Origin of the sequence: Sphaerochaeta halotolerans (assembly GCF_003429665.1) — a bacterium.
Lineage (GTDB): Bacteria > Spirochaetota > Spirochaetia > Sphaerochaetales > Sphaerochaetaceae > Sphaerochaeta > Sphaerochaeta halotolerans.
Genome location: NZ_QUWK01000015.1, coordinates 1 through 14,606 on the forward strand (window position 1 = coordinate 1; position 14,606 = coordinate 14,606).

Annotated in this window: 11 protein-coding genes; 7 read left to right on the forward strand and 4 right to left on the reverse strand. The window is 48.4% G+C overall.

From position 1 onward, the window contains the following. The first annotated feature begins 118 nt into the window (after positions 1-118). Positions 119-2,632 (forward strand): helicase-related protein, encoded by a 2,514-nt coding sequence (locus DYP60_RS12125; RefSeq protein WP_117331284.1) that lies wholly within the window; start codon positions 119-121, stop codon positions 2,630-2,632. Between the two features lie 4 nt (positions 2,633-2,636). On the opposite strand, the gene DYP60_RS12130 is transcribed toward DYP60_RS12125, so the two are convergent. Beyond that, on the reverse strand, positions 2,637-3,701 hold the full coding sequence (locus tag DYP60_RS12130) for a 3-dehydroquinate synthase (RefSeq protein WP_117331285.1): 1,065 nt from the start codon (positions 3,699-3,701) through the stop codon (positions 2,637-2,639). 93 nt (positions 3,702-3,794) lie between these two features. Between DYP60_RS12130 and DYP60_RS12135 the strand changes: the two genes are divergently transcribed. The 6 genes from DYP60_RS12135 (at position 3,795) to DYP60_RS12160 (ending at position 12,451) form a co-directional block, all read left to right on the forward strand. Continuing rightward, positions 3,795-4,934, forward strand: coding sequence for a cysteine desulfurase family protein (locus DYP60_RS12135; RefSeq protein WP_117331286.1), 1,140 nt, complete (start codon positions 3,795-3,797; stop codon positions 4,932-4,934). Beyond that, a complete protein-coding gene (gene thiI, locus DYP60_RS12140) occupies positions 4,931-6,121 on the forward strand; it encodes a tRNA uracil 4-sulfurtransferase ThiI (RefSeq protein ID WP_117331287.1) in 1,191 nt (396 codons plus the stop codon). The genes DYP60_RS12135 and thiI overlap by 4 nt, the downstream gene beginning before the upstream one ends. Before the next feature lie 95 nt (positions 6,122-6,216). Further along, positions 6,217-9,147, forward strand: coding sequence for an acyl-CoA dehydratase activase-related protein (locus DYP60_RS12145; protein ID WP_117331288.1), 2,931 nt, complete (start codon positions 6,217-6,219; stop codon positions 9,145-9,147). After that, a complete protein-coding gene (locus DYP60_RS14645; protein ID WP_117331289.1) occupies positions 9,144-10,400 on the forward strand; it encodes a 2-hydroxyacyl-CoA dehydratase in 1,257 nt (418 codons plus the stop codon). Before DYP60_RS12145 ends, DYP60_RS14645 begins: the two co-directional genes overlap by 4 nt. A 54-nt stretch (positions 10,401-10,454) precedes the next feature. Beyond that, positions 10,455-11,102 carry a 6-phosphogluconolactonase gene (locus DYP60_RS12155; RefSeq protein ID WP_117331290.1) on the forward strand — a complete coding sequence of 216 codons (648 nt, stop codon included), beginning with the start codon at positions 10,455-10,457 and terminating at the stop codon, positions 11,100-11,102. Next, a complete protein-coding gene (locus tag DYP60_RS12160; RefSeq protein WP_117331291.1) occupies positions 11,099-12,451 on the forward strand; it encodes a glucose-6-phosphate dehydrogenase in 1,353 nt (450 codons plus the stop codon). The genes DYP60_RS12155 and DYP60_RS12160 overlap by 4 nt, the downstream gene beginning before the upstream one ends. A gap of 41 nt (positions 12,452-12,492) precedes the next feature. Here the strand turns inward: DYP60_RS12160 and trpS are convergent, their stop codons facing one another. From trpS to DYP60_RS12175, 3 genes are read right to left on the reverse strand one after another with little or no spacing between them, the layout of a single operon-like run. Continuing rightward, positions 12,493-13,485 (reverse strand): tryptophan--tRNA ligase, encoded by a 993-nt coding sequence (trpS, locus tag DYP60_RS12165; protein WP_117331292.1) that lies wholly within the window; start codon positions 13,483-13,485, stop codon positions 12,493-12,495. A gap of 4 nt (positions 13,486-13,489) precedes the next feature. After that, on the reverse strand, positions 13,490-13,690 hold the full coding sequence (locus DYP60_RS12170) for an FmdB family zinc ribbon protein (RefSeq protein ID WP_117331293.1): 201 nt from the start codon (positions 13,688-13,690) through the stop codon (positions 13,490-13,492). 27 nt (positions 13,691-13,717) lie between these two features. Continuing rightward, positions 13,718-14,602 carry a hypothetical protein gene (locus tag DYP60_RS12175; protein WP_117331294.1) on the reverse strand — a complete coding sequence of 295 codons (885 nt, stop codon included), beginning with the start codon at positions 14,600-14,602 and terminating at the stop codon, positions 13,718-13,720. Between the last annotated feature and the right edge of the window lie 4 nt (positions 14,603-14,606).

Consider the following 14,606-nt stretch of genomic DNA (forward strand, 5'->3'; position numbering starts at 1 on the left):
TGAGCCTAAGAAGCCCGACATCGTAGAAGCAGAAATAGTTCTTGGGAATGCTTTCCAAGAAGCTCCCTGCCTGTAGGCGGGGGAGAGTTGTCACAATAAAGGAAGTATTTTGAAAGACATGAAACATTTGCCGGTCTATATGCACCGGCAGGAAATTCTTGATGGCCTTGAAAAGAACCAGGTCATCATCGTTGAAAGCCCAACGGGAAGTGGTAAAACCACACAGATCCCCCTCATCCTGCACGAAGCTGGCTATGCAGATGCCCTGCAAGTCGGCATTACCCAACCAAGAAGAATCGCCACCCTCAGCGTCAGTGAGTTTATAAAGAAACAGATAGGACGTGATGATGAATTCGTAGGGTATAAGATGCGTTTCGAGGACACTACCAGCCCAGGAACCCGTATCAAGGTTATGACCGACGGCATACTCCTGATGGAGCTTAAAGCCGATCCACTGCTTCGTTCCTATTCAGTCATACTGGTCGATGAAGCACACGAACGATCCCTCAATATCGATTTTATCCTGGGTCTACTGCGTCATGTCATGAAAGAACGGCCAGAATTCAAGGTGATCATTTCCAGTGCAACTATCAACACCAAGGTGTTCAGTGATTTCTTTGACAAGGCTCCAATCATAAGCATTGATGCACGAGTCTATCCTGTGCAGGTTGTCTACAAGCCGTTGCAACGTGAATCGCTCGAATACCAGATCGAGGCCATTACCCAGATTGTTACCGGAGAGGCCAAGAAGAAGAGCGGGGATATCCTGGTTTTCATGAGCGGTGAATTCGACATTACCAACTGTGTGAATGCACTGTATATGGCCGATACCGAGAAACGCTTGGAAATCTATCCGCTGTACGGAAGACTCAGCAAAGAGGAACAGGAATCGGTTTTCAACGATACTTCCCCTGGCAAAACAAAGGTGGTTGTTGCCACCAACATTGCAGAGACTTCAGTCACCATTGATGGCATTACCACTGTTATTGACTGCGGTATCGCAAAAATAAACTTCTACAACCAGAAGGATTTCACCTCCTCCCTGGTTCCTCTCCCCACCAGCCGTTCAAGCTGTGAACAGAGAAAAGGGCGTGCAGGTCGAACCAGTCCTGGAGTGTGTTATCGCCTCTACAGTGAAGATGATTACAAGAGCAGGCTCACGTATGGGACAGAAGAGATCCTCAGGACCGATTTGAGTGAGGTAGTGCTTCGTATGAGTGACTTGGGGATTACCGACTATGAGCATTTTCCATTCATCACAAGACCAAAACACAGTGCTATCACCAGTGCTGAGGAGACACTCAGGTTCATTGGGGCGATTGATGGAAAGCGTCAGCTGACCACAATCGGCAACCTGATGTGCCGTTTCCCCCTGCTACCCCGTCACTCAAGGGTAATCGTTGAAGCAATGATGAACCACCCTACTGTCTTGGAAGAAGTCCTGATTGCCGTCAGCTTCCTCTCCACCAAGACGCCATTTCTCTTCCCCCAGGGTGAAGAAGATCTGAGCCGTGCCGCACATCGAAGGTTCAATAACACCGAGTATGGGGATTTTGCTTCTTACCTGAACATCTACTACCAGTATACGAAAAATACCAGCAAAGATGCTAAACAGCGGTTCTGCAAGATGAACTATCTCGATTTCCAAGGAATGCAGGAAATTGTCCATGTCAATGAACAACTTGGTGAGATTTGCGGAGACGTGGGATTCCCCCTTGCAAGTGGAGGAAGTGTCAGGGAGTATCTATGCTGCATTGCCAGTGGCTTGATGCAGTATGTGTGCATCAAGGCTCGGGGCAACATGTACAAGAGTCTTACTGCAGACCAGGTGTTCCTCCACCCGGGAAGCGCATACTTCAAGAGCCTTCCCCAGTTCATCATAGCCGGGGAAATTGTACAGACCAGCAGGCTTTATGCCCGTAGTGTCAGTCCTCTGGACAAGGCATGGCTGGATGATATTTCCCCCGAGCTCTATCCAAAGCTCACTGCATTGGTGCAGAAGGAACGCCCATCAGGCAAACTGCAGAAGCAGGAGGAGATACGGCAGAAAGCTATCAAGGAACGCGAGGAGAAGGGAAAAGCCACCATCACGGTGTACAAGCGAACCTATCCTACCTTGGTTCTCGGTGGAAAGAAAAAGAAGGAGAGGCTTGTTGCACTCATACCGCTTGAGGATTTGAATTATCTCAATCAGATGAATGAGAAAGCCCCCAAACGGCCGAAGAACTTCCTGGTGGCCATTCTCTATAGAGGATTCTACATCCATTACGGCGATATGTTTTTCTCAGCACTTGAGTTGCAAGGCAAGGTCAATCCAGGAAAGGGCATCCTGGACAATCCCCCATCGGGAATATATACCATTGAGGATGCAGATACCCTGATCGACAACCTGCACTGGCTGCTGGCTTTCACCAAGAACAAGAAACAGCGTAAACACCTGTACTTTGTGGCATTGGAAGAGAGTGGCAATGGCAACTATCGTTTTACTGCCGATGATGATTGTTTCGATGCCTTGGACACCTCGCTCTACACGCTCCTCACCCTCGCTGATTCCTTGGAGGCTGCACAGATGAAAAAGCAGGCAAAAGAGGTAACCAATATCTATGGAAACCTATTGAAATTGGTGGAATAGTTCCCTAGAAGATCGGCTTGGCAATGACCAGGTGCTGGATGAGCTGCAGATCAAGTGGCATGAGGATGGTCGAGCCCTGTTTCTCCAACAGGACAAACCGTACGTTCCCATCCACTTTCTTCTTGTCCTTGAGCAAGTGGTCACGGTATTCAATCCAGTCACCACGGCCGATTCGGTACTCAATGTCATACCCAAAACTCTTGAAAAGTTTGGTTGCCCCACTTGCATAGGCCTTGTCTGTAACCCCCAGTACAACACCAGCTTCCAATGCTCGGCATGTTCCCCATGCAACACAGGCACCATGCCCCCACATCAGGTAGTGGGAAGAGGACTCCAGGGCATGACCGAAGGTATGCCCCAGATTCAGGCTTTGCCTGATACCCAAGGTCTCCAATGGGTCCTGTTCAATGTACCACTGTTTTACCTTGAGCGAAAGCTCCACCAAGGCAGCCAGTGTCTTTGGATCCCTGCTGAGGATTTCATTCTTGCGCATCAGGAGAAATTTATAGAGCTCCTCATCCTGGCTGAGCAATGCATGTTTGATAACCTCTGCCAGCCCATTGAGAAACTCCTTTTCATTGAGTGTTCTCAGCGTATCGATGGAGATCAGCACTTCACTGGCTGGGTAGAATGAACCCACCATGTTCTTCATCCCTTGGAAGTCGATGGCTGCCTTGCCTCCCAACGAAGCATCAACCATGGCAAGCAAGGTGGTCGGCACCAGGGTGAGGCGGCATCCACGCATGTACACCGAGGCAGCGAAGGCGGACATGTCACAGACCACTCCACCACCGAACCCGATGATCCTGCCATCACGCGCAAGCCCCTCATCCAGTGCTGAGCTGAGAATGCGCTCCAAGGATGAGAAATTCTTTGCACTCTCTCCACTTTCCAGTACAACATGGCTGGGTGGAAGCTGTTTGAACAATTTTACCGTATTCGTGTCGAACACCCATAATACCAAGCGTCCATACTCACCAAGATGAGCCGAAAGGTCCTTCAGGTCGTCAGCAAGCAAAACTTCTGTCTGCCTACCATTCTCGAGCTGCGTCGTCACCATGCTTTTCATAGTACTGTTATACCTCAGAGCAGGGGTCCAAGACAAGCGCTCCCTGCTCCCTGCATACTTGCAAAAATCCACTCATTATCACACAATACCGATATGCAAGAAATACGCTATTTTGACAACGCTGCCACCACCATCATGAGCAGAACCGCTCTTGATGTGTATCAACACGTAGCAAGTACATACATCGGCAACCCCAGCAGCCTTCATGCTGAGGGTATCAAGGCAAAGGAAAAGCTGGAACAATCCAGGGAGGACCTGGCTGGACTACTTTCTGTAGCAAAAGAGAATCTCACCTTCACAGCTGGTGCAAGCGAGGCAAATGCCATCATCTTCAACAGCCTTATCTGGAAACTCCAGAAACCTCATGTAATCATCAGCAACATTGAACACTCCTCCACCAAGGAGTATGGCCGGTTGATGAAACAATTGGGCTGGAAAGTCACGACCCTTGATGCACCTGGGGGGTTCATCAAGGCAGAGGATCTCCGTAGAGCTCTGACCAAACAGACAAGGTTGGTCTCACTGATGCTCGTGAACAATGTAGTGGGGACCATCCAGGACATCCAGGCTCTGGTCGCTGAAGTACGCGCCTACGAGCAGGAGCAGGGAGGAAGGAAAATCCACTTCCATACTGACGCAACCCAAGCCTTCGGCAAGATTCCCTTCTCACTCGAAACGCTCGGGGTGGATAGTGCGGCCTTCAGTGCACACAAATTCCATGGTCCCAAGGGTGTGGGATTTCTCTACAACCGAGACCCCGCCATTGAGAGCCTCTCGAGAGGTGGCGGACAGGAAGCTGGCCTGAGACCGGGCACAGAGAACCTACCTGGGATTGCAAGCATGGTGGAAGCGGCTAAGGAATCAATACAGAAGTTCTCGGAACATGAGAAACGGGTCAAGCAAATCAATACCCTGCTCCGCGACCGGCTCTCATTCTTGCCCACCATCAGCCCTGAGAAGGCTTGCTCTCCCTATATCCTGAATGTTGCTACCAATAATTTGCCCAGCGAAGTGTTCACCCGGATGCTCTATGACAAGGGATTTTGCGTTTCCTCCGGTTCTGCCTGCAGCAACAATGCCAAGCAGAAGGGAGAGGGGGTACTTGAGTCCATGCAGATAGCCCCATCCCTGGCAAAGAGCAGCATTCGCATCTCATTCAGTGCTGATACCACTATAGAAGAAGCCGAGGCATTGGCCGAAGCATTCACCACACTCATCCAGGAGCATGCATGAAAGATTCCACTCTCTATTTGATACGGCTCGGGGAAATATCCCTGAAAGGTTTGAACCGCGATTCCTTTGAGAAGCGGCTGAAGCAGAATATCAAGCAAAAGTTGAAAGGATACAGGACACAGGTCAATCGGCAAAAAGGACGCATATTCTTTGAAATCAGCAACGAATGTCCTAAAGAAACCATAGAATTGGCACTGGGGACCACTTTCGGGGTGGTAGGCTACTCCCGTTGCCTGCGCTGCGAGAAAGAGATTTCAGTCATTCGGGAAACAGCAAAAAGGCTTATCGCCGAGGAACCCTTCAACAAGGGAGTAGGTACCTTCAAGTCCATCGCCAAGCGCGCTGACAAGAGTTTTCCCATGACCAGCTATGAGATTGACTGTTCACTCGGGGAGGTGGTACATGAGATATATCCCGAGATGACTGTTGATGTGAAGCATCCTGACCTGACCATCCATTGTGAGATCCGGGACCAAGCCTATCTCTACACCTCTCCCAAACCAGGACCTGGGGGGTTGCCCGTCTCTACTGCAGGAAAGGGAATGTTGCTTCTGAGTGGAGGAATCGATAGTCCGGTTGCTGGCTACCGGATGGCACAGCGGGGTTTGAAGATGGATTGCATCTACTTCCATGCATATCCCTACACCAGTGACCAAGCCTTGGAAAAAGTAAAGACACTTGCAAGCCTCATTGCCCCCTACTTGCAGGGAACCAGATTGCATGTCATTCCCTTCACGGAAGCACAGCTATGGATCAAGCAACACAGCAGGGAAGATGAAACCACCTTGATGTTCCGCGCTGCCATGATGTACGTGGCCAATGCCATCAGCAAGAGCCAGGAAGGAAGCTGCATCGTCACCGGAGAGGCACTCAGCCAGGTGGCAAGCCAGACACTGGAATCGATGGCATTTACTGATAGCATGAGTGAACAACTGGTCCTTCGCCCGCTTGTAGGCATGGATAAACAGGAGATTATGAATCTTGCCATGAAAATCGGCACCTATGAGACTTCGATTCTTCCCTACGAGGATTGTTGTGTCATTTTTAGCCCGAAACACCCATTGGTACATCCAGACAAGTCGGTGGAACAAGAGCATTATCGCGCTATGGCAATCGAACCACTCCTGGAAGAAGCTATCAAAAACACTGAAATTGTGGATTTTGGCGCAGATGGGCTTACAAGATAATAGACATTTCTTGCTATATTGTATAAATACTGATTATTCTCGCTGTACCACAAACCAAAAAATCGATATGGTTTGGATATTCGGAGGCTTTCTTGATGAAGATTGGCTTGGATATTGGTTCCACGACCATGAAATGTGTCGTGCTGGATGATACGTTGCAAGTACTGCACACAGATTATAGACGTCACTACTCTCAGATTGCTGAGACAGCGTGTACCATGCTCGAGGATGTCAAGGAATTGTGTGCAGGACACCCCACCATGTTTGCACTCTCTGGTTCGGCTGGTATGGGGCTTGCCCAGAACCTGCGTCTCCCCTTTGTCCAGGAAGTATATGCAACAAGGATTGCTATAACGAAATTTCTTCCCCATACCGATGTTGTCATCGAACTTGGAGGAGAAGATGCAAAAATCCTGTTTTTATCCCAGAACATGGAAGTAAGGATGAATGGGACTTGTGCTGGTGGTACTGGTTCATTCATCGACCAGATGGCAAGCTTGCTGCACATCGACCAACAAGAACTGAATGAGCTTGCAAAACAAGCAAAGCAGAGCTATTCCATTGCTTCCAGATGCGGAGTCTTTGCAAAAAGTGACATACAGCCATTGGTAAACCAAGGAGCTGAGAAGAGTGATATCTCACTCTCTGTACTTCAATCTGTAGTGAACCAGAGTATCGGGGGACTGGCCCAAGGACGACCGATAAAGGGGCAGGTGGTCTATCTCGGTGGACCACTGACGTTCCTCAGTGAGCTGAGAAAGGCATTCGACAAGACGCTTGGATTGGAGGGTATTTGCCCTGAAAACTCCCTCTTCTATGTTGCGCTGGGAACAGCCCTCAGTGCAGAAGAACAGGCTATTGAGCTAGAGCAATTGATCTATAACCTGGAACACTATGATATGGGAAAGGCCTTCACCTCCATTCCTCCCCTCTTCCAAGATCATGAGGCCTATGAAACATTCAAGAACCGTCATGCAAATGCCTCCTTGACAAAGGTGGATCCTGAACACTATGCAGGACCAGCATTCTTGGGAGTGGATGCAGGTTCCACTACCATAAAGGCGTGCATCATCGATCCGGAGGGAAGACTGCTTTTCAGCCGCTATGAGGAGAACAACGGTAATCCTGTGCAGGCAATCAAGGAGTTTTTAGGGAACTTCTACATAACATATCCCAATATTACCATCGAAAAAGCATGCTCCACGGGATATGGGGAACAGCTTCTCCAGAATGCATTTGCTTTTGAGTACTCCCTTGTGGAAACCATGGCCCACTACAAGAGTGCGAAGGCCTTCCAGGAGCATGTTGATTTCATCATCGACATCGGGGGTCAGGACATCAAGTGCTTCAAGATCAAGGATGGCACCATTGATGATATATTCCTCAATGAAGCTTGCTCGTCAGGTTGCGGTTCCTTTCTCCAGACATTTTCCAATGCACTTGGCTACACTCCACAGGAAGCAGCAGAATTCGCAATCAAGGCAAAGAATCCTGTCGATCTGGGATCCCGTTGCACGGTATTCATGAACAGTTCAGTCAAACAGGCCCAGAAGGATGGGGCAAGTGTCTCTGATATCTTTGCAGGATTGGCTATCAGCGTTGTGAAGAATGCACTCTATAAAGTGATACGTTCCACCGACCCGGCGATGCTGGGAAACCATATAGTCGTACAGGGAGGGACATTCCTCAACGATGCAGTGCTTCGTTCGTTTGAGTTGGAACTGGGAAGTGAAGTAATCCGAATCAATGAAGCAGGACTTATGGGAGCATATGGTTGCGCTTTGCATGCCCGTGACCAGCACCTGGCGGTTCCACAACAACGTACTACCCTCTCCCTCACCCAGCTGGACCATTTCACCCATCGAACGAAGACCACCTATTGCAAAGGGTGTACCAACAACTGCCTCCTGACGATCAACATCTTCGATGAAGGGCGCAAACTGGTAAGCGGAAATAAATGTGACCGTATTGTCAGCCCTGAGACCTTCATCAGCAACCCAGAACAGTTGAACATCTATGCCTTCAAACAACAATATCTCTCACGTTTGAAAGAGAAGAAGGGGGAGCGTGGAAAAATTGGATTGCCGTTGCAACTCAATTTCTATGAACAGTTGCCCTTCTGGCACACGTTCTTCACCCACTTGGGCTTTGAAGTCGTTGTCTCTTCACCTTCCACCAGGGAAACCTATCTTAAGGGACAGTCCACTATCCCGAGCGATACAATCTGCTACCCTGCAAAGCTGATGCATGGGCACATCAAGGAATTGCTTGAGAAGCAGGTACCATCCATCTTCTATCCGTGTTCGAGCTACAACATCGATGAAGAGAAAGGAGACAACCATTTCAATTGCCCGGTTGTTGCCTACTATCCTGAAGTGCTCAAGCATAACATCAGTGAGTTGCAGGATGGATCTGTTACGTTCATAAGTGATTATCTCTCCCTTGCCGACCGCTCATTCCTCCCAAAGCGGATGCATCAGATTCTCAGTCAGTACTTTCCTGTCAAGAAACAGGAGATTAAGCGTGCGGTAAAGGCAGGCTATGCGAGCTTGGAAGCGTACCAGAAAGCCATCAGGGAACAGGGGAACATCATCATTGAGCAGGCACGCAAGAGAAATTGGCCGATCGTGGTCCTCACCGGCCGGCCGTATCATGCCGATGCAGAGGTCAACCATGGGATCGATGGTCTTCTGCTGCAGTGCGGTTGTGCTGTCATCAGCGAGGATGCTATTTCGCATTTGGTGGAGAAACAACAGCGCAATGTACTCAATCAATGGACATACCATGCTCGGATGTATGATGCAGCTCGGTATGTTACACACCAGGAGGACATGCAGCTGATTCAGCTTGTTTCCTTTGGTTGTGGGCTGGATGCCGTTACCACTGATGAGATCAGGGATATCCTTCACCAAACCGATAAGATCTATACCCAGATCAAGATTGATGAAATTGCAAACCTTGGGGCAGTAAAAATTCGCATCCGCAGTCTGCTTGCAGCACTACAGGAGGCCAAGGAACCGCAATGAGTACGCCGTTCACCAAGGAGATGAAGAAGGATTACACCATCCTGATCCCCAATATGAGCCCAATCCACTTCAATATAGCCAAGGAGGTGTTTTCAAACCATGGGTATAACGTGGTACTTCTTGACAACCAGGGTCCGAACGTAATCCGCGAAGGACTGCGCTATGTGCACAATGACATCTGCTATCCCGCTCAGCTCGTTATCGGGCAGTTTATCGACGCCATCAAGCATGGGGGGTATGACAGCGACAAGGTAGCCTTGGTAATCACCCAGACCGGTGGTGGTTGCAGGGCAAGTAATTATATTTTTCTCCTTAGGAAGGCACTTGAGAAGTGCAATCTTTCCCAAATTCCGGTAATCAGTCTTAATCTCAAGGGAATGGAGAAGAACCCAGGGTTCAAGATAACTCCATTTATGTTGCTGCAAACCTACAGTGCTTTCATATACGGCGATCTGCTGATGGCACTTAGCAATCAGATTCGCCCGTATGAAGTGCATAAGGGAGAAGCGGATGCTCTGGTGGCCAAGTGGACTGCCTATCTCTCTGACTGCTTCGCCCATAACCGTGGATACATTGGTTGGGCGATGAAGCGAAATCTTAATCGAATCTGTGCAGAGTTTGCTGAGATTGAGAGGCGGGAGGAAGTGCGTATCAAGGTAGGCATTGTGGGTGAAATCTACATGAAATACTCTCCCTTGGGGAACAACCACCTCCAGGAATATCTGGAGGAACAGGGATGTGAGGTCATGGTTCCCTCCATGATGGGATTCCTCTACTACGGTATAGACAATGCAATTACTGACCGAAAGTACTATGGGGGAAGGTTCATCAGTGCAAATGCCACCCAATATATACTCCGCTTAATGTACAAGGTTGAGAAGATGAGCAGGCAAGCGATGATGAAAAGCGGCAAGTTCACCGTCCCCATTCCCTACACTGAGATGAAGAAGCTTGATGAAGGATTGATCGACTATGGGGTAAAGATGGGAGAAGGCTGGCTGCTTACCGCAGAAATGCTCGATCTTGTACATAGTGGATATCACAACATCGTCTGTGCCCAACCCTTTGGATGTCTTCCCAACCATATCTGTGCCAAGGGAATGATCAGGGCTGTGACGGAACGAAGCAAGGATGCAAACATCGTCCCGATTGATTATGATCCTTCCGCTACCGGGGTGAACCAGGAGAATAGAATCAAGCTCATGCTTGCAATTGCACGCGAGAAGTTGGAAAATCCAAAAGGAAATATTTGAGTCAACCCTATTCCCTACTATTCTACTTCTATTTTATTGAGTACAATATTGCGTATGAATATTGAGAGAATAGACACAACCAGTGATTTTGAATATATACTTAGGGATGACTTGCTCTCGCTTTCCCAGGAAAAACAGGGCCCGTTGCATATTGCCTTACCCGGTGGAAGAAGTGTTTCTCCTCTTATGAGAGCCCTGCTGAGTCTTCCGGAAGAAACTCTTGGGAGGACCCATCTGTACCTTGTCGATGAACGCCTTGAGGGCGAACGCAACGAGGATACGCTCAGGGAAGCTGGATTGCAGGCAGCCTTGGACCAAGGAACGACTCTATCCGTAGTCAGTGAGGGAAATATTCTTAGTGAAGACCCCTTTGACCGGCTTTATCTTGGTGTAGGAGAAGATGGTCATATTGCAAGCCTGTTCCCTGGTTCCTGGCCCAGCGACACTGAGGCTCAAACCATGATTGTAAAAGATAGTCCAAAACCTCCCAAGAAGCGGGTAACGCTTTCCTGGCAGGGGTTTCTTACCCTTGCCAAAGAAGCTAAGATTTATCTCATCTTCCTAGGAGAGGGGAAACGGGAGGCACTCACTCGGTTGTTGTCCGGCAAGGAGGATGCACATACATTGCCATGCTCCTTCTTTGTTCACCACCCATTCCATGGTACGATAATAGTGACTGACTTGAGGGAGGACACACCATGAAGCGAATCATCATACAATACGGTGGCACAGGCGACCTTGCCCTGAAGAAACTCTATCCAGCCTATGAGCATCTCATGGAGAAAGGGGATGCTTTTGAGGTGATTGCACTAGGAAGGCGTTTCTCCACCAGGGACGAGTTCCTCTCTGAGATCATCAGGAAGGATGCTCCTTCCTCTTTCACAGACCACCTTGACTATCTCTATTACGACATGAGTGGCAACAATGCTGTTTCTATTCTCACTGATCGCTTGAAAGCCTTGTGTGGTGAAAGTGACGAAGTTGAGTTCATCTACTACCTTGCGTTGCAGCCTTCGCTCTATGAGATTGCCATTGCACAAATCCAACAGGTGGACAACCAGCTGGATTGCATCTGTTTCCTGACCAAGAAGATTGTCGTTGAGAAGCCTTTCGGGTTCGACCTTGAGAGTGCACGGCGATACAATGACATCTTGGAAAAAGCCTTCACAGATGAGGAGATTTTCCGTATTGACCACTATTTGGGCAAAGAGTTCATGCAGAACCTCCTCTTGATGCGTTTTCATAACGATATCATTAGGAGAATCTGGGACAACAGAACCATCGAGTCAATTGAGATTATCTTCGACGAGACCCATGGAGTGGACCAACGTCTTGGATTCTATGAGAAGATTGGGGTAGTACGGGACACCATCCAGAACCACATCATGCAGATCATTACCTACCTGACCATGAGCGAGCCGGCAACGCTGACTCCGAAGGATATCGCAGTTGAGAAAGAGAAGGTACTGCGAGCGATATCCCCCATTGAAGAGTTTCATATGGGGCGATATGAATCACTTGGAGCCAATAGCGGCCATATCGTACATACTCCCACGTATGCTGCATTCAAGTTATTTGTAAACACATACTACTTCACTGGTATTCCCATTTATGTACGCACTGGGAAAATGCAACAAGAGGCCAAGAGTTTGATTTACATCAAGTTCAAGAACGCTACCAAGCAGGTGATGCACGATGATTCCATTGCGGAGAATGCTGTGATCATCACCATACACCCGGAGTTAACCATCGATATCAGCATGAATCTGAAGATGCCCAATACCAGTTGGAAGTCAAAACCGGTCCGTTTCCGGTTCAATCAGAGTGAGACATTCGGTGCAAACACCCCAGAAGCATATGAGCAGATTGTGGAGAAGATTCTTCAGGGAGACAAAAGCCTTTTCCCCACCATGCAGGAAATTACCGAGTCTTGGCGTATCGTGGAACCGATGCTCAAGGATAACCTGCCTGTTGAGGTCTATCCGATCAGAACCCTGCCCCGCTTTGCCGAAAGCTTGGCAAAGGAGAACGGGTTTACCTGGTTTGATTGATTGTCATTCGGTGGCTTCCCCTTGCACTATTCTCACTGTTCTCAGATTAGAACATGCATCTTTTCCTTGATGGCATGGATGTTCTCATTTCCGATGACATTAGCCTTTCGAGTACCTTCGATGATGAGGTCTCTCACCTCTCCCCGATGGGCTTCATAGTAGGCACGCTTTTCACGGATGGGATCCAACATCGCATTGAGCGCTGCATTCAGACGTTTCTTACAGGCTACGCATCCAATCTGCGCGGTTCTACACAGCTCAGCAATGTTGTCCTTTTCTGCCTCATTGAACACGCAATGGTACTTGTACACATTGCAGATCTCGGGAGTACCGGGAATGTTAATCGTAACACGTGCGGGATCGGTAACTGCATTACGTACCCGCTCCCATACTGCTTCTGGAGTATCAGAGAGATAGATAGCATTGCCCATGCTCTTGCCCATCTTGGCATTCCCGTCCAGTCCTGCCAGTCGTCCTACCGTGCTGAGTTTCACCTGGGGTTCAACAATGCTGGTGCCATACATATCATTAAACTTTCTGACAATCTTTCGGGCAAGTTCAATATGCGGTACCTGGTCCTCACCTACCGGGACCAAATCTGCATTGCAGAAGGTAATGTCTGCTGTCTGGCTTACCGGGTACCCTAGAAAACCATAAGTAAGATCTGCATACCCATAGTTCTTTGCCTCTGTCTTGATCGTGGGATTATGGCGAAGTTGGTTCACCGTTACAAGCATGGAATAGAAGACTGTCAGCTCAGCAATGGAAGTAATCTGAGACTGTTGCACCAGAGTCACTTTTTCAGGATCCAATCCCACAGAAAGGTTGTCGATTGCCACATCATAAATACTGCTGTTGATCAACTCAGGATCTTCAAAATGAGTGGTAAGCGCCTGTACATCAGCAAGGAGAACGAATGTCTCATATGTATGCTGCAACTCAACTCTACTCTTAAGGGAACCTACATAGTGGCCGAGGTGCAGTTTACCCGTTGTCCGGTCACCGGTAAGGATTCGTTTCTGTTTTGTTTCCAAGTGTCTACTCCTTCTCTTCTTCCTGCTTTGGTTCAACAGATTGCACATCTTGTTCGTCATGGAACGAAGCGGGTTTGTTCACCCTCCTCATTGTATGTTCCATATTACAGGAAGGACAGATGGCAGGAGGCTCATGCTTGTCCAGGGATTGGACCAATTCAACCCGTGCTTTGCAAAGCTGGCACTCATATTCATATGAAGGCATAATGCGATATCTCCTCTTCTTGTTGGCTTACAGCAGGCCACTCAAGCTCTGCTTGAAATTGTTCATCTGCTCTTCACCCAAATCCATATGTTTGATCGTAACTAGATCATCTTCAATCAGGAACATCTTCATCAGATCGGCAATCTTGAAGGGAGTCTTCTCCCTCTTCAGTCGGGCAAGGTACCCTGTTCTCACCATCTGGGACAACGTATTTGCAAGCTTGGGTGTGTCCATCGTGATGTAAGCATCCAAGCTATACCCCCCATCTTCTTTTTGGTTAATCAGCAGAAGCATCACCTTGGCCTGCGTAATCACCGTATCCGGCAATTCCAGACCCAAATCAAAAAACGTTTCCGGCTCCAGCGAATAGACTGCGATACTGGAGGAAAGCATGTCATTTGCTGTAGGCAAGTCTATCAGCCTCCTCTCAGCATTATAAATTTCATATACCTCAGGGTACCCCCTATTGGTAAATAAAATCTTATCGTTGTTGGGGGCATAGATGCTCAACTCACCATTCTTTTGCTGGAAGTACGTCAAATCATCTTGAGCATACTGCCTCTTGAGTTCCCTAGAGTACATCATGGTAGTGTTAACCAACCATTTGGGATAATCACCTTCGATTACCCCATATGCGTCCAGCTCATCCACTTCCAATGGATATGCATCCACTCTTGGAGAAAGCGAAAGAGAAATTCGTTCGGCTCTATCAGCGAACTCTTGCATATCGGCAAAAACGCTCTTGATGAGTTCACTCTCCTTCTGCGCATCCACAGTCACGACAATGACACCACTGTCAGCCATTCCCTGAAAATCATAATAGGGAACCTCCTTCCTTGCCGTTGTAGCACAGGAAGAGAGGAGGAGAACCAAAAGAAACCCAATAGGAACCAGCCTGGTAAATGTATTCATCACG

Coding starts and splice junctions, on each gene's coding strand:
- DYP60_RS12155 (WP_117331290.1), top strand. CDS start 10,455: ATGAATATTGAGAGAATAGACACAACCAGTGATTTTGAATATATACTT.
- DYP60_RS12130 (WP_117331285.1), bottom strand. CDS start 3,701: ATGAAAAGCATGGTGACGACGCAGCTCGAGAATGGTAGGCAGACAGAA.
- DYP60_RS12175 (WP_117331294.1), bottom strand. CDS start 14,602: ATGAATACATTTACCAGGCTGGTTCCTATTGGGTTTCTTTTGGTTCTC.
- DYP60_RS12135 (WP_117331286.1), top strand. CDS start 3,795: ATGCAAGAAATACGCTATTTTGACAACGCTGCCACCACCATCATGAGC.
- DYP60_RS12125 (WP_117331284.1), top strand. CDS start 119: ATGAAACATTTGCCGGTCTATATGCACCGGCAGGAAATTCTTGATGGC.
- DYP60_RS14645 (WP_117331289.1), top strand. CDS start 9,144: ATGAGTACGCCGTTCACCAAGGAGATGAAGAAGGATTACACCATCCTG.
- thiI (WP_117331287.1), top strand. CDS start 4,931: ATGAAAGATTCCACTCTCTATTTGATACGGCTCGGGGAAATATCCCTG.
- DYP60_RS12160 (WP_117331291.1), top strand. CDS start 11,099: ATGAAGCGAATCATCATACAATACGGTGGCACAGGCGACCTTGCCCTG.
- DYP60_RS12145 (WP_117331288.1), top strand. CDS start 6,217: ATGAAGATTGGCTTGGATATTGGTTCCACGACCATGAAATGTGTCGTG.
- DYP60_RS12170 (WP_117331293.1), bottom strand. CDS start 13,690: ATGCCTTCATATGAATATGAGTGCCAGCTTTGCAAAGCACGGGTTGAA.